Source organism: Chryseobacterium sp. C3 (assembly GCF_014218905.1).
Taxonomy (GTDB): domain Bacteria; phylum Bacteroidota; class Bacteroidia; order Flavobacteriales; family Weeksellaceae; genus Chryseobacterium; species Chryseobacterium mucoviscidosis.
Genome location: NZ_JACLCU010000005.1, coordinates 406,419 through 427,843, shown reverse-complemented (window position 1 = coordinate 427,843; position 21,425 = coordinate 406,419). Strand labels below are relative to the sequence as shown.

The following is a 21,425-nucleotide window of genomic DNA, read 5'->3' as shown; positions in this document are numbered from 1 at the left end:
TAGTTTATAAAAATTTATTTTCCACCAATATCCACAGTCTCTGTGCATATTCGTCCACTTTGCTCCATTTTTTGGCATAATAAAGATCACTCAGGTATTCTTTTGCCTCCTCCAGTGTTCTGAAACTGTTCAGGTTATTTACCACTTCATTCAGCTCCGTCTGGCTTCCTCCGAATAATGTTTTTGTGAAAGCAATCCTGTCGTTCAGATCGAGTTTAAACTCAGGCTTTTTCTTTTCCGCTTCCATAAAATCGGTTGGAATATTGGTCTTTAAAATACTTCCTGTCTCTTCTTTTTTCTCAACAGGAATTGCTTTTTCCGGCATATCTCTTTCAAGATGATCATCATCAAAAAGCGACTGTACCGCTTTCAGACCTTTGATATTTGCCAGTTTTATCTTTTTATCATGATGATAGGCTTCGAGATTTTCAAAGCTTTCATCAGATTTTAAATGTTCTTTCTCTTCAGAAACAGGTTTATTAATCTCAACAATTTTTCTTCTGTCATTAATTTCTGCTAAAATAGGCTGCTCTTGCTTTTCTTCAACAACTGCTTCATTTTTAATTTCGTTAACAATGTTTTCAGCATTTGAAGTATCGGTCGCCAATTCGCCCTGTTCAATCATTGTGCGGGAAGAATACTGATTATCATTTTCTTCCACTAAAATTTCTTCATTTTCATCTAAAACTTCCCCGTCGAAAATACTCGGGATTTTTTCAGATTCTTCTTCATTCTTATACTGAAAATTGTTCTGAATTTTCTCTTCTTCATCAAAATCATTCAGAATATCTCCACGATCGTCCGAAATTTCGCTCTCAAATTCATCAATTTCATTCAGTTGATGATTAAAAATAACTTCTTCTTCCGTTTTGCTGTCATTAAACATTTCTTCCGAGATTTCTTCATCATTTTCGGGTTCAGAATTTGCCAGAATTCTTTCTTCATCCACAAAATTCAGATCCGCTCCGCTGTTTTCAGAAGTTTCATATTCATCCAGTTCATTTAACTGAGCATTGAAAACATCTTCATTCTCTTTCAGATCATTCTTAATTTCATCCTGAGAATTTTCCTCTGCAAAATTAACTAAAGTTTCGTGAATTTCACCTTCTACAATCTCATTTAATTGATTGTTAAAAATTGCCTCTTCTTCAGTCACTTCAGTTGAATAATTTCCGGATTCGCTTCCGTCAATTTCATTAAGCTCATTATTGAAAATAGCTTCTTCTTCCGTTACTTCACTGCTGAAATCATTGGGTTCCTGCAAAGGAGCGGGGGAAGAAAATTTTTCTTTATTTTCTGAAATCAGCGAAGAATTTTCACTTCCGAAATACTCTAAATTTTTTTCCAGCAGACGCAGAAACGAAATCCTGTTGGCAAGCTCTTCTACAAGATCCTGCTTTGACGAAAGTTCGTCTACGTTGCTTATTTTATCCAAAATACCAATGATATTCTTGGATTCAAAAAAAATCTTTTCCTTTAAATCTTGGATGTTCTGCATAGAAGAATCTTGTTAAAATTGCTTACTTTTGAAGTTAAAAATATACGGCTAATTTAACAAATGTTTTTAGAAAATACAATTAATCATTCCAAACAAAGTGGTTGGATGGAAGTTATTTGTGGCTCAATGTTTTCCGGAAAAACCGAAGAGTTGATCCGAAGGCTTAGAAGGGCTGAAATGGCAGGGCAGAATGTGGAGATTTTTAAACCAAAACTGGATACGCGCTATTCGGATGAAGATGTGGTTTCGCACAATCAGAATAAAATCCGAAGCACGGCGGTAGAAAATCCCAGCGAAATTCTTTTGCTGGCCTCCAACTGTCATGTAGTAGGAATTGATGAAGCGCAGTTTTTTGATGAAAGCATTGTGGATATAGCCAATCAACTGGCAAACGGCGGAATAAGAGTAGTTATTGCAGGTCTGGATATGGATTTTCTCGGAAGACCTTTCGGACCGATGCCCAATCTGATGGCAACTGCAGAATATGTAACAAAAGTACACGCGATCTGCAGAAGAACAGGAAATCTTGCCAATTATTCTATGAGAACTTCCGCAGGAAAAGATCTTGTAGAACTCGGAGAAACAGAATCTTACGATGCGGTAAGCAGAAGAGTTTTTGTGGATGAAGTTTTGAATAAAAAAGAGATTTAATATCAAATTTATTATTAATTTTGTTTAAAATTTAATAGTGAAAACTATCAGAAAATGATATTAGAGATTAAAAATTACATAAAGATCAGCAATTCTATTGACGAGATTCTGAAAAATTCGCCTTTCAAAATGAAATACATCATTGAAAAGAGCGGAATTTCCGAGCCTACGTTTTTCAGAAAGATGAAAGAGAAAAAATTTCTTCCGGAGGAATTGCTAAAGATTGCGGAAATTATAGAACCGGAACAGTCTTTCCTGAATTCTTTAAAAGAAGCTGAAAATGATTTTGAAAACGGAATTTATCATACACATGACGAAGTAATGAAAGTTTCTGAGGAACGTTTTCTGAAAAAGTATGGAAATAAGGTGGTCTAAATTCGCTCTTCAGGATCTCGAGCAGATAGAAGATTATATTGGAACTCGATTTACCTATAAAGAATATCAGAATTTTATACATATTCTTAACCACAGGATTAGTTTAATTCTTGACAGAAAAGTAGTATTTCAAAAACTGGAAAAATTTCCGGATTATAATAAAATTCTAATCACAGTGCAGACTACACTTATCTACAGATTAGAAACAAATTATCTGAAAATATTACGTTTATATAATAATTTTCAGGACGAAGATAAAAAATTCATCATAGACGATTTATAATGAACTTTACAGCAGAGGATATCGCAGAAATTACCAATGCGAAGATTATTGGAGACAAAAATATAGTAATCAAGAATATCGCTTTCGACAGCAGAATTATTTATTCTACTAAAAATACTGCGTTTATAGCAATCAATACTTCAAAAAATTCCGGGGAAAAGTTCATTGAATCTGCGGTAGACCGTGGAATAAACGTCATCATTTCCGAACATCATCATCCGCAGTTTGAAAATATTACATGGATCATTGTTGAGAATTCTGTGGAATTTCTTCAAAAATTAGCTAAATTTCATTTTGAAAATGCTCATTTAAAATCCGTCGGAATTACAGGAAGTAACGGAAAAACAATTTTAAAAGAGTGGCTGTATCAATGTCTATGGAATGAATTTCCAACGGTAAAAAGCCCAAAAAGTTTTAATTCTCAGATCGGACTTCCGCTTTCTGTGCTTCAGATTAATAATTCTCACCAGTTAGGAATTTTTGAGGTAGGTATTTCCAAGCCAAACGAAATGGAAAAGCTCGAAAATATTTTCCATCCGCAGATTGGTTTGCTTACCCACATCGGAACTGCTCATCTTGCCAACTTCCAATCGGAAGAGGAGCTGATTGATGAAAAGATCAAATTATTCAAACATTCTGAAACGATTATTTATAACGGAGATAATTCTCTGGTTGACAAAAAGATAAAAGAATTATATTCAGGTAAAAAATTAATTTCTTACGGCTTTAAAGAATACAATCAGGTCTATTTCAAAAACAATATTTCGAAAAACGAAGAGGTAACGGTACATTATTTCGACGAAGAAATTTCTTTTCCGGTTCATCAGAGGGATGAAGCGACTTTAACGAATGCTTTGGCGCTTGTAACGGTTTTAAAGGAACTTGGTATTGAAAACGAAAAGATCGTCGAAAAAATCAACGCTTTAAAGGCCGTTGAAATGAGGCTTGAAGCGATTGAAGGCATTAAGAACAACATTGTCATCAATGATTCTTTTAACCTTGATCTTGACTCTCTGAAAACCGCGCTTCAATTTCTTAATGAATACAACAAACCGAAAAAATCTCTGGTTCTTACAGATATTGTAGGGGTAAATTCTAATTCGAAAGAACTTTATGAAGAAGTCTCCGAGCTTGTAAACGAACAGAAATTTGATTCTGTTTTCCTGATTGGTAATGAAATATCAAAATTTAGTGAATTATTTAAAGCTAAAACTTTTACTTTCATCAATACTCAGGAATTAATTGAAAGTAAACACCTTACAGAAATTGAAAATCAGATCATTCTATTAAAAGGAGCAAGAAAATTTGAGATCGAAAGACTTAAAGATCTGCTTGAACTCAGAAAACACGATACGGTTTTAGAAATTAATTTGAATGCTATTCTTCATAACATCAATTACCATAAATCTTTACTAAAGCCATCCACAAAAATGATGGCGATGGTAAAAGCAAACTCTTATGGCTTAGGAAGTTATGAGATTTCTGAATTTTTACAGCATCATCACATAGATTATCTTGGAGTTGCTTTTGTTGATGAAGGTGTAGAACTCAGAAAAAAAGGAATTACGGTTCCTATTGTGGTCATGAATCCTGAACAGCACAGTTATGAAACGGTGATTGCTTACAATCTGGAACCGGAAATTTACAGTTTCAGAGTTCTGGAATTATTCTATGAAGCGGTTCAGAAATCAGGATATGATAAGAAGTACCCGATCCACATCAAACTGGAAACAGGAATGCATCGTCTTGGTTTTAAAGGCAATGAACTGGATCAGTTAAGTGAGACTTTAAATTCAATGAATGTAAAGGTTCAGAGTATTTTCAGCCATCTTTCATCATCTGATTTACCGGATGAAAAAGAATTTACCTTACATCAGCTAGAAACCTTTGAGAAAAATTCCAGCTATTTGATAGAAAAATTGGGATACACTCCTATCCGACATATTTTAAATTCTTCAGGAATTACAAATTACACCAATCATCAGTACGATATGGTAAGAATCGGGATCGGAATGTTAGGAGAATCACCAAATAGTGAAATACAAAAACAATTGAGATCTGTCGTAAGTTTTAAAACAGTGATCTCTCAAATTTCTACGGTAGAAAATGGAGAATCAGTAGGTTACAGCCGTCGATTTAAAACAGATCATCAGACAAAAATAGCCACCATTCCTGTAGGATATGCCGATGGAATCCCAAGATTAATCGGAAACCAAGTCGGAAATGTAGGAATCCACAAAACCCTTGCTCCGATTGTAGGAAGCATCTGTATGGATATGATGATGATTAACGTAGATCATATCCCGAATGTAAAGGAAGGCGATACCGTAACCGTCTTTAACGCAAAACCAAGTTTAAAAGAATTCGCAGACTACTGCAAAACAATAACCTATGAAGTTTTAACCTCCATTTCGCCTCGTGTGAAACGGATTTATATTAAAGATTAGCCTATGAGAAAGCTCCTGATTATTTTATTTGCCTTTCAATTGCTTCTGATTCAGTCTCAGGTAAAGAAAGACCTCGTTATTCCGAAAAATCCCAAAATAGGACTTTCTCTTGCAGGTGGCGGAGCTAAAGGATTTTCTCATGTAGGCGTACTTAAAGTGCTGGATTCTCTGGGCGTAAAAGTAGATTATATTGCAGGAACAAGTATGGGAGCCATTGTAGGCGGACTGTACGCTTCAGGATATTCCGGAAAAGAGATAGAAAAGATTGTAATGGATACCGATTTCTATTCTTTAATCACAGATCCCAAAGCAAAACGACAGGAAACAACTTTCTTTAATAAATCCGTTGACAAATATCTTTTGTCTATTCCTCTTAAAAACGGAAAAATTACCCTGCCCTCTTCCATCAGTTCCGGACAGAAAAATGTCTATCTGTTAAAGGAACTTTTCAAAAATGTTTCCAATATTGACGATTTCTCCAAACTTCCTATTCCTTTTATGTGCGTCGCGACCAACCTGGAAAGCGGCAATATGCAGATTTTTGAAAAAGGAGATCTGGTACAGTCGATTATGGCAAGTTCTGCATTTCCATCACTCATGGATCCTGTTAAAATTAATGACAGCATTTATATAGACGGAGCCATGACGGTAAACTATCCTTCCAAACCTTTAAAAGACAAAGGAATTGATATCGTTATCGGGGTAGATCTCAATCAGGATCTTTCCAAACGTGAAGATCTGAACAGTATTATTGCTATCTTAAATCAGGTTATTGATTTCGGAATTAAAAAAGATACCAAAAGACAGTATCAATATACCGACATCAACATCAAGCCTAATTTAACAGGCATGACTGCTACAAGTTATGATGATAAGAAAAAAATTCTCGACAGTGGCTACGTAGAAGGCTTAAAATACGTCGATATTCTCGATCAGCTACCCAAGAGACCTTTCGACAGAATCAGACAGCAAATGAGCCCTATTTATTCCAATGTCTATAAAATCGACAGTCTCGAAATAGAAGGAAGCAGAATTTACGGAAAAAATTATGTTTTAGGGAAAATGGGACTGCGGCTTCCTTCTCTTCAAACCTACGGAAGCATCAATAAACAGATTGATAAATTAGTCGCCACCAACAATTACAAATTCATCAATTACGATATTATTTCCGGAAACAATTCAAATTACCTTAAGCTCTACGTTACCGAAGACGATACACGACACTTTCTAAAATTCGGTTTACATTACGACGAAATTTTTAAAACCGGACTTCTTTTAAATTATTCAGCAAAACGACTTTTATTCCGAAATTCAAATCTTTCTCTCGATGTTGTTGTGGGAGACAAACCCCGATATTATTTAAACTATTTTATTGATAACGGATATATTCCGGGCTTCGGAATTTATTCTTCGGGAATGAGCTTCAGTTTAAGAGGCAACAATAACAACGAAATCGACAAATGGTTCTGGCTGAGAAATGAAGCCTATCTTCAATCGATCTGGAAAGATAAATTTGCCATCGGCGGCGGAATCAGCCACGATTATTTCGAAGCAGAATTTAACGGAGACAATAAAAGATACAGCAGATTTCTAAATCCGTATGTATTTATGAAAAGCGATACCCAAAACGACAGGGACTTCCCTACCCGCGGAATTTACATTAACGCAGAAGGAAAAGTAATTGATCTTTTAAAATCTGAAGTAGATAAAAGACTCGTTCAGGTAAAAGCAGATATCAGGATTAATCTTCCGATTTCAAAACAGTTTGCATACAGACTTAATCTTTACGGAGGAATCACCATCGGCGAAAACCTTCCCGACTTCTACAAATACAGACTGGGCGGAATCTTTGAACAGAATATTGTAAACTACAGAAGCTTTTCAGGATTTTATTTTGCTCAGCTGAACAGCAATAATGTGGTTTTAATTTCAAACGACCTTCAATTTAAATTCAATAAAAACTATTTCCTGAGCGGAAACTTTTCATTTGCCAATCTTTCCAATGATATAACTTTTGAGGATGCGGTAAAATTAAACTTCAGTTCAGTAGGATTAACGGCTGGATACAAATCTCCTTTCGGGCAGATCAAAATCAACTTCAGCCATTCACTTAAAAACAATCAAAAAGGCATATTCAGTGTTATTTTAGGACACTGGTTTTAATTACGAAATGATACAATTTTTTTACGAAAACTTACCCGAATCGGTAAACACAGAATACAAAAAATGGCTGGAAGATCTTATTCTTTCAGAAGAAAAAAAGTTGGGCGAGATCAATTATATTTTCTGTGACGACGAATATTTACTCAAGGTAAATCAGGATTATTTACAGCACGACTACTATACTGATATCATTACATTTGACTATGTAAAAGGGAAGACCATAAGCGGCGAGATTTTTGTATCTTTGCAGCGCATTTCAGACAACGCTTCTACCCTATCCAGAAATTACGAAGAAGAATTACGTAGAGTTTTGGCTCACGGCATTCTGCACCTTTGCGGATATAAAGATAAAACAGAAGAAGAAGAACTGCAGATGCGAGGAAAAGAAGATCATTATTTAGCAAAATACCATTAAGTTTTTTTTAGAGCTTAATCCCGCTCTCCGCACTCGCTATTTTCTTTTTTCAAAAGAAAATGAGCTCAGACAAATGCTGTGATCGGGGCTAAATAAAGCGCAACAGAACAGATTTAAGACAATAAAATTTACAAATGTTTCACGTGAAACATTTGTAAAAAAGAGTAAAAATTAAGGCTTAAAACAAGCAAAAAAAAAATGATTTCAGAAATATATGATGTAATCGTAGTGGGTGCCGGTCACGCAGGATGTGAAGCAGCAGCTGCAGCAGCCAATTTAGGTTCAAAGACGCTGCTTATTACAATGAATATGCAGACCATCGGACAGATGAGCTGCAACCCTGCAATGGGAGGAATTGCAAAAGGACAGATCGTAAGAGAGATCGATGCGATGGGAGGATATTCCGGAATTGTAGCAGACAAATCTGCGATCCAGTTCAAGATGCTGAATCTTTCCAAAGGTCCTGCCATGTGGTCACCAAGAACACAAAACGACAGAATGCTTTTCGCGGAAGAATGGCGTTTGGCTTTAGAAAATACACCCAATCTTGATTTCTTTCAGGACATGGTAAAGCAGCTTATTATCGAAAATAATAAAGTTGCCGGAGTAGTTACTTCATTAGGAATAGAGATCAAAGGACGTTCTGTAGTTCTTACCAACGGAACTTTCCTTAATGGTTTGATCCACGTTGGAGACAAACAGTTAGGAGGCGGAAGAATGGGCGAACCAAGAGCTTTTGGAATTACAGAACAGCTCGTTTCTTTAGGTTTTGAAGCGGGAAGAATGAAGACCGGCACCCCACCCCGCGTAGACGGAAGAAGTCTGGATTATTCTAAAATGGAAGAACAGAAAGGAGATGAAAATCCTCAAAAATTCAGCTATTTAGATACCCCTAAATTAACCAAACAATTAAGCTGTCACATCGTTTATACCAACGAAACAGTACATGATATTTTACGTGAAGGTTTCGACAGAAGCCCAATGTTCAATGGTACAATTCAAAGTTTAGGGCCGAGATACTGTCCGAGTATTGAAGATAAGATCAACCGTTTTGCAGAGAGAAACAGACATCAGTTGTTTGTAGAACCTGAAGGGTGGAAAACAGTAGAGATCTATGTAAACGGATTCAGTTCTTCCCTTCCGGAAGATGTGCAGATCAAAGCAATGAAACATATTCCGGGATTTGAAAACGTAAAAGTATTCCGTCCTGGCTATGCCATTGAATATGACTACTTCCCTCCTACCCAATTGAAGCATACCTTGGAGACAAAATTAATTGATAACTTGTACTTCGCGGGACAGATCAACGGGACAACGGGATACGAAGAAGCAGCCGGACAAGGTCTTATTGCCGGAATCAACGCTCACAACAAAGTAAAGGAACAGGATGAATTTATCCTTAACAGAGATGAAGCTTACATCGGAGTTTTAATTGATGATCTTATCACAAAAGGAACAGAAGAACCGTACAGAATGTTTACCTCAAGAGCAGAATACAGACTTCTTTTAAGACAAGATAACGCAGACATCAGATTAACGCAAAAAGCTTTTGATTTAGGTTTAGCCAAAGAAGAACGACTAAAAAGAGTAAATGAGAAAGTCGCTCAGAGTGAGGAACTTGAGAACTTTCTTCGGGAAACTTCTTTAAAGCCGGGAGTAATTAATCCTATTCTGGAAACTATCGAAAGCAGTCCTGTTGATCAGGCTTACAGAGCAGCGCAGATTCTTACAAGACCGAATATGACATTGGAAAAACTGGATCAGATCGACTTTATCAACGAAGTTTCTACTAAATATGATGATGAAGTTAGAGAACAGGCAGAAGTGAATATCAAATACAGAGGCTATATTGAGAAAGAAAAAGAAAATGTTGCCAAACTGAACCGTCTGGAAAACATTAAAATTCCGGAAGATTTCGATTATACAAAGATCTCAAGTCTTTCTGCAGAAGCAAAGCAGAAGATGACGAATGTAAAACCAAAAACAATTGCACAGGCTGGAAGAATCAGCGGAGTTTCGCCAGCAGATATTAACGTTTTGTTGGTCTATTTAGGACGCTAAAACGAAAATGTTTCACGTGAAACATTCATAAAAATACAATCAAAAATTAAGGTATTTATGAGCTTATACAAAGGTCTGAATATCTTAATTTTTAATTTTAAAGAAAAATCAAATGAAAATAAAAGATCATTTTCTATCTCAGGAAATTTTTGAAATTATTGAAACAGATACCAAAGGAGTTTTCAAGACCTCCCCTATTCCATCCAATATTTCAAAATATTATGAAAGTGAAGATTATATTTCCCACCATCAGGATTCCGGAAGTCTTAAAGAAAAATTGTATAAATTTTTACAATCCTTTAATTTGCAGTACAAAAAAAATATACTTTTAGATCGAATCAGCAAAGGATCAAAAGTATTGGATTATGGTTGCGGAGCCGGAGAATTTGTAAAGTTTATAGAAAATGATTTCGAAACTTTCGGTTTTGAACCGGATGCAGATGCAAGAAAAGCAGCGCAGAACAAAATTTCAAAAGCGACTATTTTAGATAATATTCATTGCATTGAAGATAAAAGTCTGGACGCAATTACTTTATGGCATGTTTTTGAACATATCGAAAATCAGGACGAGATGCTCGAAATTTTCAATCGTAAACTGAAAGACAAAGGACTGTTGATTATTGCCGTTCCCAATCCTACTTCTTACGATGCGAAACATTATAAAGAATATTGGGCAGCGTATGATGTTCCGAGACACGTTTATCATTTTTCAAAAAACGGTATGGAAAATCTGATTGCTAAAAAACCCAACTGGAAAATGAGAAAAATCAAACCTTTGGTTTTGGATTCTTATTACATCTCTATGCTAAGCGAAAAATATAAAAAATCATCCCTATTTTGGCTAAAAGCAACGATCTTCGGAACGATTTCTAACGTAAAAGCCCTTTTTTCGAACGAATTTTCAAGTTTGATATACATTATCGAAAAAAAGTAGAAAATCGAAATTTAAGCCATTTCTGAAGGTCAATTTTTCAGAATTTGAGCCTTGAAAATCAAAATCCCGGGAAATTCTCCGGGATTTTATTTTTTATCAACTCCCCTACTCGATTCAAATTTTCAGAATATTTTTTACACAAGATTAAATTTTGAAAAAAATCAGATCAGAATTTTAAAATTTGTTAGTAAAAAGTTAGTAACTCAAAATTTGACTCTATTTTTTGAAAATTAGAAAAGTAACAATAGTTTTTAAAAACTTCAATTTTCATCCTTTTAGAATTTTGAAAATTTTAATCATTACATCATTATCATATTTTTTGACTTTTCTACTAATTTTGAAATTAACTCAAATATGAGCAATTAAGTAAAAATGAATCAGCAAAAATTTTTATCTATTTCAGAAATTTGAATTCTCTGGTAATTTTCAGGATTTGAAAATTTATTCATCGATAAATCAAAAATGAAAATTATTAATTTGTTCTTCGCATTTGAAAATTAAAAATACTGATCTTTTTTAAAGAACAATATTTAAACTTTTATATAACAAAAGATTTAAACACTTTAGTTTCTTAAATTTAATACTAAAACTAAAAAAGCATACATAAGTAAAAAAATCAAAGATTTTTCTCTTTGCAGACTTTTGTAATACTTTACATAAATCCTATAAAGTCTTTTGTATCTTTTGCGGTTAAAATTAAAATGACTTTGAGCAAGCTTAAAATAAAAAGTCCGCCGAAAAAATCAGCGGACTTAAGATATATAAATTAATTTTCTTAATTGTTAATGGCAGCAACACCCGGAAGTTCCAAACCTTCCAGACTTTCCAACATCGCTCCTCCTCCGGTAGAAACATAACTTACTTTTTCTCCGTAACCGAATTGCTTCACAAACGCAACACTGTCTCCTCCTCCAACTAAAGAGAAAGCTCCCAATTTTGTAGCTTCGGCAATACTGTCTCCCAAAGCAACAGTTCCTGCCGCAAAATTCGACATTTCGAAAACTCCGATCGGTCCGTTCCAAAGAATGGTTCTGGAATTTAACAATACATCATTAAACTGATCTCTCGATTTCGGACCTGCATCCAGTCCCATCCAACCTTCAGGAATTTCGTAAATATCCACTTCTTTTCTGTCGGCATCATTACTGAAACTTTCAGCAATTACTGTATCTGAAGGAAGATAAACTTTTACTTTATGTTCTTTAGCTTTTTCTAAAATCTCCAGTGCTAAAGGTAACTTATCTTCTTCCACTAACGAAGTTCCGATCTTTCCGCCTAAAGCCTTAATGAAAGTAAACGCCATTCCGCCTCCAATGATTAAATTATCAACTGCCGGTAAAATATTTTCTATAATGGTAATTTTAGTTGAAACTTTAGAACCACCAAGAATAGCTGTAACAGGTCTTTCACCGCTTTTTAATACTTTATCAATCGCCTGAAGCTCTTTAGCCATCAATAAACCGAAAAATTTAGTTGATGGAAAAAATTTAGCAATAACCGCCGTTGAAGCATGTGCTCTGTGAGCTGTCCCGAATGCATCATTCACATATGCATCTGCTAATTTAGAAAGCTGTTCTGCAAAAGCTTCATCGCCTTTTTCCTCTTCGTTATGAAAACGCAGATTCTCCAACAAAAGAATTTCTCCCGGCTTAAGCTCAGAAGCAGCCTTTTCAGCCTTTTCTCCAACACATTCGTCCACAAACTTAACTTCCTGTCCTAAAACCTCAGAAACCTCGTCTACGATATGTTTCAGCGAAAACTCGTCTTTAACCTCCCCTTTTGGTCTTCCCAAGTGAGCCATTAAAATTACAGAACCGCCATCTTTAAGGATTTTATCCACGGTTGGTTTTACCGCAACAATTCTCGTATTGTCTGTTACTTTAAGCTGGTCGTCCTGCGGAACATTGAAATCCACTCTTACAAGCGCCTTCTTTTCATTGAAATTGAAATCATTGATTGTTTTCATATGTACATTTTATATTTTTTCGGGTAAAGTGAACCGACTTTGAGAATCCATTGGCTTCATTTTTTCCGGCAGGTCGGGTTCATTCATTTCGTTCAAATTTTGTTTCACAAATGTAAGATTTTAAAATTTTCAGAACGATTCAAGCTTTGAAAAGTTTTCAAAAAGTTTCCCGCAGACTCATCATTCATCAATCAACATAATTTCTTTTCTCTTAAAAAAAGAAAAATGATACTGTTGTTGAGTATTGTTAGTTTAGGGGATAAATTTTAATGAAATACTTTACCACATTTAATTTTAAGCCAATTCACAACTTATATACATTGTAATCCATTGATATTAGAGTATTTCACATCGTTATTAACAATTGTGGGTAACTTTCAGAATTTACTATTATTAATAAATATTTTATGGAAAAGACCAAGAATTCTCCCCAATAACTTTGTGTAAAAAAATGTCGGATCTATGAAAGTAAAATTCCATTACAAAATTTTTCAATGTTACGAAACTTTAGTTTTAGAACTTTTTTCAACAGTTACCCACAAGCGTTTTCACAATTAACTCGCAAAAATTTAAGACTTATCCACATTATACTTAACTTTGTGTGGAATAAATCTATTAAAGGCTTAATACAAGTATTATGAAAAGAAAAATAGCAATTGCTGCAGACCACGCAGGCTATGAATACAAAGAGATTGTTAAGAACTATCTTTCAGAACGTTTTGAAATCCAGGATTTTGGCACGTTTTCCACAGACAGTGTGGATTATCCGGACTTTGTACACCCCGCTGCTTCATCTGTTGAAAACGGCGAAAATGAACTGGGAATTTTAATCTGCGGAAGCGGAAACGGAGTTCAGATTACTGCCAACAAACATCAGAAGATTCGCTGTGCGCTTTGCTGGATGCCGGAGATTGCTTCCTTGGCAAGACAGCACAACGATGCCAATATGATTTCGATCCCTGCGAGATTTATATCAAAGGAACTGGCTATTGAAATTGCTGAAAAATTCCTTTCTACAGACTTTGAAGGAGGTAGACATCAGAACAGAGTAGACAAAATTGCATTCTGCTAAAAGTATAAAGGCTTGTAAATCAATTTGCAAGCCTTATTTATTTTTTATTTAGTATATTTGCAGCGTCCAATAGAAATTACAATCTATTATTTCCATACAAGCCTGTAGAAAATTTAAAAACACATTATTAAAAGGTTTTTCTCCACACTTCTCCATATTTGTATTAAATTTATACAAAACTAAAACTTCCGTTGTAGAATAAATGGAAGGAAAATTGATGGGTTTTTACCAATAAACTAAACTTTAAGATTTAAAAATCTCATGATTATTCGGTATTTTTAAATCTCTCTGATTGAGATATCAGAATTGAAAATTTAACGAATTACAAATTAAAATGGCAAAGAAAAGAAAATATATAAGTCAGAAAAATGAACATAAACTAAAGGAAATCGGAAGACTTATCCTTAGATTTATGAATGAAAATTCCACGAAAGTCTACAACTATAAGCAGATTGCAGACGGGATAGATTATAAGAATCCGAGACAGAGAGAACTTGTAATTCAGGCACTGCACAGATTGCAGGCTGCCGAAAGAATTAAAGAAACAGAAAAAGGAAAATATATTGTTAACCTTAATATCAAAGGAACGTTAACAGGAATTATCGATTTCAACCAGTCCGGTAATGCTTATGTAAAGGTAGAAGGTCTTGAAGATGATATTTTTATCCACTCCAAAAACGTAAAAGATGCTTTGCAGGGCGATAAAGTATTAATTGTAACCTACACTTACAAAGGTAAAAAGCTGGAAGGCTCTGTTCTTGAAGTTCTGGAAAGAACGAGAACAGAATTTGTGGGAACTTTGCAGATCGTTCCTCACAAAGATTTTGGTTTTGTGGTTTGCGATAAAAAGACCATTAACACTGATATTTTTGTTCCAAAACCTAAATTCGGAGGTGCGGAAGACGGGAATAAAGTGATCGTAAAAATGACGGAATGGAGACCGGGAGATAAAAATCCGGAAGGAGAAATTATCCAGGTTTTAGGAGCTCCCGGAGAACATGAAACGGAGATCCACTCTATTCTTGCCGAATATGGACTGCCGTACGAATTCCCTGAAGAAGTGGAAAGAGATGCAGATAAAATAGACAGAAGCATCAATGAAGAAGAAGTTGCAAAAAGATGGGATATGCGTGGAATTACAACCTTCACCATCGACCCGAAAGATGCAAAAGATTTTGATGATGCGTTATCCATCAGAAAATTAGACAACGGAAACTGGGAAATCGGAGTTCATATTGCGGATGTTTCGCATTATGTGGTTCCGGGAACGATTCTGGATGATGAAGCTTACCAGAGAGCTACTTCAGTATATCTGGTAGACCGCGTTGTACCGATGCTTCCAGAAGTTTTAAGTAATGATGTCTGTTCGCTTCGTCCGCACGAAGATAAATTTACTTTTTCAGCCGTTTTTGAGCTGAATGACAAAGCTGAAATCAAAAAACAGTGGTTCGGAAGAACGGTAATTCATTCAGACAGACGATTTACGTATGAAGAAGCGCAGGAAAGAATTGAAGGAAAAGACGGTGATTTTAAAGAAGAAATTCTGGTTTTGGATCAATTGGCGAAAATCATGCGTCAGAAAAGAATCAAAGACGGAGCGATTACTTTCGACAGAAGTGAAGTACGGTTTAATCTGGATGAAAACAACGAACCGGTGGGAGTTTACTTTAAAATAAGCAAAGATTCCAATCATTTAATTGAAGAATTTATGTTGTTGGCGAATAAAAAAGTATCGGAATTTGTTTCTCTGAACAAAAGAGGAGAAATTTCACAGAATACCTTTATTTACAGGGTTCACGACGATCCGGATCCTGCAAAACTGGAATCTTTGAGAGATTTTGTGTCGACTTTCGGATATAAAATGGACTTGGCAAATACCAAAAAAGTAGCGGAATCTTTAAACAAATTACTGCATGATGTAAAAGGTAAAGGCGAAGAAAATATGATCGAAACTCTGGCGATGCGAAGCATGAGCAAGGCGATTTATTCTACAGAACCTATCGGTCACTACGGATTGGGATTCGATTATTACAGCCACTTCACCTCTCCTATCCGTCGTTATCCGGATTTAATTGCACATCGATTATTGCAGCATTATCTTGATAGCGGAAAATCTCCGAACAAGGCAGATCTTGAAGAAAAAGCAAAACACTGCAGTTATATGGAAAGATTGGCGGCAGATGCGGAAAGAGATTCTATAAAATTCATGCAGGTGAAATTTATGGAGAAACATTTGGGAGAAACTTTCAACGGGGTTATTTCTGGTGTTGCGGAATTCGGTTTCTGGGTAGAAATTCCTGAAAACGGTGCGGAAGGATTAATCAAATTAAGAGATTTAACCGACGATTCTTACTCTTATGATGCAAAAACCCACGCTGTGTATGGAAACAGGCACGGTAAAAAATACCAGTTGGGAGATCAGGTTCAGATCAAAGTGGTTAAAGCAAATCTGATTCAAAAACAATTGGATTTCAAGATTGTTGATTAGATTTTACAACAAAGAACTATATTTAGAAACTGCAAGAAATTGCAGTTTTTTTTATTTTACTTAAAATTTATTTGATGGGAAAATACTGTTTTAGATTTATAAGAAATATGAATACTGTAGCTGTTTTACTGGGCTTGCTATTATGTATTGAATGCAAAAGAAATGAACAGAAAATAGTTACTGAAAAGAGCGATCAGTCTCATTTTATAAAAGACAGCTTACCGTACAGTCCGTCTCTGAAATCAGCTTTAACCCGAATTAAAAGTTTTGATGACGGTAAAGGATCTGATGTCGATGTAATTAATAATTTTAGAATTGAAGAAAATTCATGGAAAGAAGAAATTGAAAATATTTATCTAAAACTTCATGAAAAGATCAGAAAAGATGATCCTGAATCTCTTTCTTCACTTGAAAAATACTATGAAAGTTGGAAAAACTATCTGGAATCATATTATTCCTTTAAAAGAAATTTTTTATCGCATTATATCTATTCTAAGCAATGGATTTTTTATGTTTTCCCGAAATTGAGACAGGAATACAAAGATAAACTTATAGAATATTATGAATTGTATGAGTTTGATAAGTATTAATTGATCCGATGCTTTTCTTATTTGCTTTTTACAACATAAAAACTAACTTTGTATAAATAGATGAAATTATTTCATTGAAAACACCACTGAATGTTTGAACTTATATTATCTGCCATCGTTTTAGGATTCATGCTGAGTCTGGTTTTTATAGGACCTATTTTTTTCCTTTTAATTGAAACCAGCTTTTCGAGAGGTCCGAAACATGCTTTAGCACTGGATTTAGGCGTTATTTCTGCAGATCTTCTGTGCATTTTGGCAGCGTATTATGCGAGTGCAGATATTGTAACGCTCATCGATAAACATCCCGGATTTTACAGGATTACCGCCATTCTGATCTTTGTGTATGGAATTGTGATGATGGTTACCAAAACCAAGATGCATATTCCCGGAGAAGAAAAATTCATCAATCAGAACTATTTTAAAACATTCGTCAACGGTTTTTTCTTTAATCTTCTGAATGTCGGAGTCATCCTTTTTTGGCTTGTCACCGTTATTTCGGTAAGAAATCAGTATCCCGATACCAGTAATTTCATTTTATACATCGGAATCGTCATCGGAACGTATCTCTTTATCGATCTGGTAAAAATATTCCTTGCGAAGCAGTTTCACGACAGACTTACCCAAAAATTAGCCAACAGAATCAGAAGAATTGTTGGCGGAATTCTCATCATATTCAGTTTCTTTATTTTCTTGCAGAGCTTTAAAAAATTCAATCAGTTTGATAAAAGACTGGAAGAAGCAGAGAAAACTGAAGTAAAATACAAAAAGACAAATGAATAAAACAATCTTTCCCAAATCCCTGAAAAAAGGCGATAAAATAGCCATTATTTCTCCTTCGGGAGCCGTAGAATCTTCCCAACTTGAAAAGGGAATCGAAATGATTAAAAGTAAAGGTTTCGAACCCGTTTTGGGAGAATATCTTTACACGAAATATGCAAACGGATACAATTACGCAGGAACGGAGCAGGAAAGATTAAAAGACATGAACTGGGCGCTCAATGACAGCGAAATTTCCGCAGTCTGGGCTTCAAGAGGCGGTTACGGTTGTCAGCATCTCATTCAGCATCTTAATCTTAAAAACTTTGCCAAAAATCCAAAATGGTACATTGGATATTCAGACAATACTGTAATCCAGAGTTATTTGCTGAAAAAAGGTTTTGCATCGATTCACGGACAGACTGTAAAAACATCGAGCTTTGGTGTTACCGAAGAAAGCTACGATCTTATTTTTGATGTTTTAAAAGGAAAATCCCTTAAATATAGCCTCTCCTCTCATCAGTTTAATAAAAAAGGAAACGTTGAAGGACAGATAGTCGGTGGAAATTTAGCCTTGATTTATGCGCTTTTAGGAACGAAATATTCCTTTGATTTTAAAGATAAAATTCTTTTCATTGAAGATATCGGCGAAAATTTTTATGCTCTCGACAGAATGATCATGAGTCTTGAATTAGCCGGAGTTTTTAATAAAATTTCAGGGTTGATTATCGGCGGAATGACCAATATAGGCGATGAAAAAGAAAATAAACAATACGAAGAAAGCTTTGATGAATTTGCTTACAAGTTAGTTGCCGACAGAATTTCAAAGTACAATTTCCCAACAGTGTTCGGTTTCCCGAATGGACACATCAAAGACAACAGACCGTTGATTATTGGTGGAAATGTGAGATTGGAGGTTAAGAATAAGGCTAAGATTGAGTTTTAATATGAATCTGTTATTTCTCCGAACTTTAGGAATATATATTGTCTTCTTTAAATGTTTGATGAAAGGAGAAAAATTAAGTTTAAGGGAGATTTGGAATAAGAAGGAGGAATATCATCTGACTTTGTATGGAATAATTTTTTGGATAATTATACTGATTGTAAGTTTTTCAACAGTGATTTTTTGTATAAAAAATAATCTATCGATATAATGGCAGATCACAACGATTTTGGTAAAAAAGCAGAAGAATTGGCCGCTGAATATTTACAGAAAAACGGCTACAAAATTTTGGTAAGAAACTTTCGATACCAAAAAGCAGAACTGGATTTGGTTGCCGAAAAAGATAGTTTAATTGTAGTCGTTGAAGTAAAGGCACGTTCTACTGATGTGTTTAATCTTCCACAGGAAGCCGTAAACAAACGAAAGATTAAGTTGATTGTTTTGGCTGCCAATTATTTCATTGAAGAATACAATAAAAATCAGGAAGTACGATTTGATATCATTTCCGTTATTCTCGACGAAAATAAAAATCTGGTGATCGAACATATCATCGATGCTTTTGAAGCATTTGACGCGAACTAAATTAATTTAAGATTGAATTAAATGTATTAATGATAAATTGTTATACTAATAAATGATTGTCCGTAATCTGACATAATTGAAAAACCTTTGAGTTCTTTGCTGAGTGAATAGTTTATGCTGAGCTTGTAGAAGTAGCTTTGCGAAATTAAAAAAAGTGGTATATAAAAAGAATCTTGGCGATCCTTTGCGTTAAAAAGCTGTACGATTAATAACGGATAATCAAAAAAACTTAATACAATCCAAAAATAAAAAGTAAAAATGAAAACAATATTAATCACCGGAGCAACATCCGGAATCGGAAAATCTACCGCCGAACTTCTGGCAAAACAGGGAAACAGAATAATTATCTGTGGAAGAAGGTCTGAAGTTCTTGAAGATTTAAAAAATGAACTTTCAGAATATACCGAAATATTTAGTTTGAAATTCGATGTCAGAAATCTTGAAGAAGTGGAAACTGCAATCGGTTCTCTTCCTTCGGAATGGAAAAATATTGATGTTTTAATCAACAATGCCGGAAATGCTCATGGATTAGATCCTTTGTCTGCCGGAAAAACAGATGATTGGGATTCTATGATCGACGGAAATGTGAAAGGACTTTTGTATGTTTCTAAAATGATTATTCCGGGAATGAAAGAACGAAATTCAGGACATATTGTCAACATCAGTTCCGTTGCAGCAAGACAAACGTACGCAAACGGTGTGGTCTATTGTGCCACAAAAAAAGCAGTGGATGTCATTTCCGAAGGAATGCGAATTGAACTGACGGAATTCGGGATCAAAGTAACTAATATTCAGCCGGGAGCTGTAGAAACAGATTTTTCGATGGTAAGATTTAAAGGAGACAGCGAAAGAGCTGCAACGGTTTACGCCGGTTATGAGCCTCTGAAAGCAGAAGATATTGCAGATTCCATTGCCTATTGCATCAATGCTCCGAAACACGTCTGTATTTCGGATATGACGATCTACCCTTCTGCTCAGGCGGAACCGAGAACCATCCACAGAAAGTCTTAATCTGAGTTTGAACGATGAAACTTTTACCCTTCTTACTGTGCTTCTCTTGTATTTTCGCATACTCACAAAAGTATTCAAAAGACAAAAACAACTCCTTTCTCAGGCGGTAAAACTGGATTCTCTGATACAGAATAACGATTCCGGAGTTTTAGATTTGTTCGAAAATGATGTTTCTTTCGGACACTCCAATGGATGGATTCAGAACTATTCGGATTTTAAAAGAGATTTCAGCTCGAAAAAAGTAATTTATGATAAGATTGAACAGATTGAAATTTCAGAGCTTAAAAAAGATAAAAATATCTGCTCACTGAGAAGAAAAATAAAAGTTTCAGGAACCTACAAAAGCCAGAAATTCGAAATGATTCTTGCATTGCTGGAAATCTGGAAAAAAGAGAAATCGGTCTGGAAACTCTGGAGCAGGCAAAGTGTGGAAATAAAGCCATAAATTTGCAGGGAAACAATCGATTTGCATTTTGTTGTTGATTTTAAATTTAAAAAATGAAAATTCTATATCTCGAAACCTCGTCAAAAAACTGTTCTGTTGCCATCTCCGATAATGAAAAACTGTTGTGTGTAACGGAAGAAGTTTCTGAAAACTATAAACAGTCTGAAAGTCTGCATACTTTTGTAGAATGGGCTTTGGAAGGAGCCGGAATTTCCATGAAGGAAATTGAAGCCGTTTGTCTTGGAAAAGGTCCCGGTTCGTATACCGGATTGAGAATTGGGGCAGCTTCTGCAAAAGGTTTCTGCTACGGACTGAAAATTCCTCTGATTGCGGTAAATTCTATGGAAAGTATCATAGAGCCTTTTTTAGACCAGAACTACGATTTGATAGTACCAATGATCGATGCGAGACGAATGGAGGTTTATACGGCGGTTTATGACGGAAAAACAGGCAAAGAAATTTCTGCAACCGAGGCTAAAATTCTAGACGAAACTTCTTTTGAAGAATTTAAAGATAAAAAAATCCTTTTTGCAGGAGACGGAGCCAAGAAAGCAAAAGATATCTTACAGCTTCCGAATGCCGTATTTGATGAAAATATCTATCCTTCTGCAAAATATTTAGTAAAAAAAGCACTTGCAAAAATAGAGCAGAAAGAATTTGAGGACATTGCTTATTTTGAGCCTTTCTATCTCAAAGATTTTCATGGAGTAAAGAAAAAAAATAAAAGCGAAGAGTAGTTCTTCGC

At 35.0% G+C, this 21,425-nt stretch carries 19 protein-coding genes; 17 read left to right on the top strand and 2 right to left on the bottom strand.

The genetic code is table 11. The annotated features are described in order from the left end of the window. Positions 1-4: 4 nt before the first annotated feature. Entirely contained in the window at positions 5-1,498 is a 1,494-nt protein-coding gene (locus tag H6W53_RS13920; RefSeq protein ID WP_185207642.1) for a hypothetical protein, read from the bottom strand. Between the two features lie 60 nt (positions 1,499-1,558). Here H6W53_RS13920 and H6W53_RS13915 point away from each other — a divergent pair, with 60 nt between their 5' ends. The 8 genes from H6W53_RS13915 (at position 1,559) to H6W53_RS13880 (ending at position 10,827) form a co-directional block, all read left to right on the top strand. Beyond that, positions 1,559-2,149, top strand: a complete 591-nt coding sequence (locus H6W53_RS13915) for a thymidine kinase (protein WP_076391046.1) — start codon at positions 1,559-1,561, stop codon at positions 2,147-2,149. Between the two features lie 54 nt (positions 2,150-2,203). Beyond that, the gene (locus tag H6W53_RS13910) at positions 2,204-2,524 is read left to right on the top strand and encodes a hypothetical protein (RefSeq protein ID WP_087706688.1); all 321 of its coding nucleotides are present in this window, start codon (positions 2,204-2,206) and stop codon (positions 2,522-2,524) included. Beyond that, positions 2,505-2,807: a hypothetical protein gene (locus tag H6W53_RS13905; protein ID WP_185207641.1), complete on the top strand. Its 303-nt coding sequence runs from the start codon at positions 2,505-2,507 to the stop codon at positions 2,805-2,807. Before H6W53_RS13910 ends, H6W53_RS13905 begins: the two co-directional genes overlap by 20 nt. Next, entirely contained in the window at positions 2,807-5,254 is a 2,448-nt protein-coding gene (locus H6W53_RS13900) for a bifunctional UDP-N-acetylmuramoyl-tripeptide:D-alanyl-D-alanine ligase/alanine racemase (protein WP_185207640.1), read from the top strand. Before H6W53_RS13905 ends, H6W53_RS13900 begins: the two co-directional genes overlap by 1 nt. A 3-nt stretch (positions 5,255-5,257) precedes the next feature. Beyond that, the gene (locus H6W53_RS13895) at positions 5,258-7,417 is read left to right on the top strand and encodes a patatin-like phospholipase family protein (protein ID WP_185207639.1); all 2,160 of its coding nucleotides are present in this window, start codon (positions 5,258-5,260) and stop codon (positions 7,415-7,417) included. A 7-nt stretch (positions 7,418-7,424) separates the two neighbouring features. After that, complete coding sequence (gene ybeY, locus H6W53_RS13890) at positions 7,425-7,832, top strand: rRNA maturation RNase YbeY (protein WP_076391051.1); 408 nt, start codon at positions 7,425-7,427, stop codon at positions 7,830-7,832. 198 nt (positions 7,833-8,030) lie between these two features. After that, a complete protein-coding gene (mnmG, locus tag H6W53_RS13885) occupies positions 8,031-9,893 on the top strand; it encodes a tRNA uridine-5-carboxymethylaminomethyl(34) synthesis enzyme MnmG (protein ID WP_185207638.1) in 1,863 nt (620 codons plus the stop codon). Between the two features lie 112 nt (positions 9,894-10,005). Continuing rightward, complete coding sequence (locus H6W53_RS13880; RefSeq protein ID WP_185207636.1) at positions 10,006-10,827, top strand: class I SAM-dependent methyltransferase; 822 nt, start codon at positions 10,006-10,008, stop codon at positions 10,825-10,827. A 775-nt stretch (positions 10,828-11,602) separates the two neighbouring features. On the opposite strand, the gene H6W53_RS13875 is transcribed toward H6W53_RS13880, so the two are convergent. Further along, a complete protein-coding gene (locus H6W53_RS13875; RefSeq protein ID WP_185207634.1) occupies positions 11,603-12,793 on the bottom strand; it encodes a phosphoglycerate kinase in 1,191 nt (396 codons plus the stop codon). A 637-nt stretch (positions 12,794-13,430) separates the two neighbouring features. Here H6W53_RS13875 and rpiB point away from each other — a divergent pair. From rpiB to tsaB, 9 genes are all read left to right on the top strand, one after another. Then, a complete protein-coding gene (rpiB, locus tag H6W53_RS13870; RefSeq protein WP_185207632.1) occupies positions 13,431-13,865 on the top strand; it encodes a ribose 5-phosphate isomerase B in 435 nt (144 codons plus the stop codon). Between the two features lie 334 nt (positions 13,866-14,199). After that, positions 14,200-16,353, top strand: a complete 2,154-nt coding sequence (gene rnr / locus H6W53_RS13865) for a ribonuclease R (RefSeq protein ID WP_185207630.1) — start codon at positions 14,200-14,202, stop codon at positions 16,351-16,353. A 107-nt stretch (positions 16,354-16,460) separates the two neighbouring features. Beyond that, positions 16,461-16,943 (top strand): hypothetical protein, encoded by a 483-nt coding sequence (locus tag H6W53_RS13860; protein ID WP_185207628.1) that lies wholly within the window; start codon positions 16,461-16,463, stop codon positions 16,941-16,943. Positions 16,944-17,033: 90 nt separating this feature from the next. After that, positions 17,034-17,723 (top strand): LysE family translocator, encoded by a 690-nt coding sequence (locus H6W53_RS13855; protein ID WP_076391058.1) that lies wholly within the window; start codon positions 17,034-17,036, stop codon positions 17,721-17,723. Further along, positions 17,716-18,645 (top strand): LD-carboxypeptidase, encoded by a 930-nt coding sequence (locus tag H6W53_RS13850; protein ID WP_185207626.1) that lies wholly within the window; start codon positions 17,716-17,718, stop codon positions 18,643-18,645. Before H6W53_RS13855 ends, H6W53_RS13850 begins: the two co-directional genes overlap by 8 nt. Positions 18,646-18,852: 207 nt before the next feature. Beyond that, positions 18,853-19,224, top strand: coding sequence for a YraN family protein (locus H6W53_RS13845; protein ID WP_185207624.1), 372 nt, complete (start codon positions 18,853-18,855; stop codon positions 19,222-19,224). A 258-nt stretch (positions 19,225-19,482) separates the two neighbouring features. Next, complete coding sequence (locus H6W53_RS13840; protein ID WP_185207622.1) at positions 19,483-20,235, top strand: SDR family NAD(P)-dependent oxidoreductase; 753 nt, start codon at positions 19,483-19,485, stop codon at positions 20,233-20,235. Between the two features lie 46 nt (positions 20,236-20,281). Next, a complete protein-coding gene (locus H6W53_RS13835) occupies positions 20,282-20,680 on the top strand; it encodes a hypothetical protein (protein WP_185207620.1) in 399 nt (132 codons plus the stop codon). Between the two features lie 53 nt (positions 20,681-20,733). Continuing rightward, positions 20,734-21,417 carry a tRNA (adenosine(37)-N6)-threonylcarbamoyltransferase complex dimerization subunit type 1 TsaB gene (gene tsaB / locus H6W53_RS13830; protein WP_185207618.1) on the top strand — a complete coding sequence of 228 codons (684 nt, stop codon included), beginning with the start codon at positions 20,734-20,736 and terminating at the stop codon, positions 21,415-21,417. Positions 21,418-21,425 lie beyond the last annotated feature (8 nt).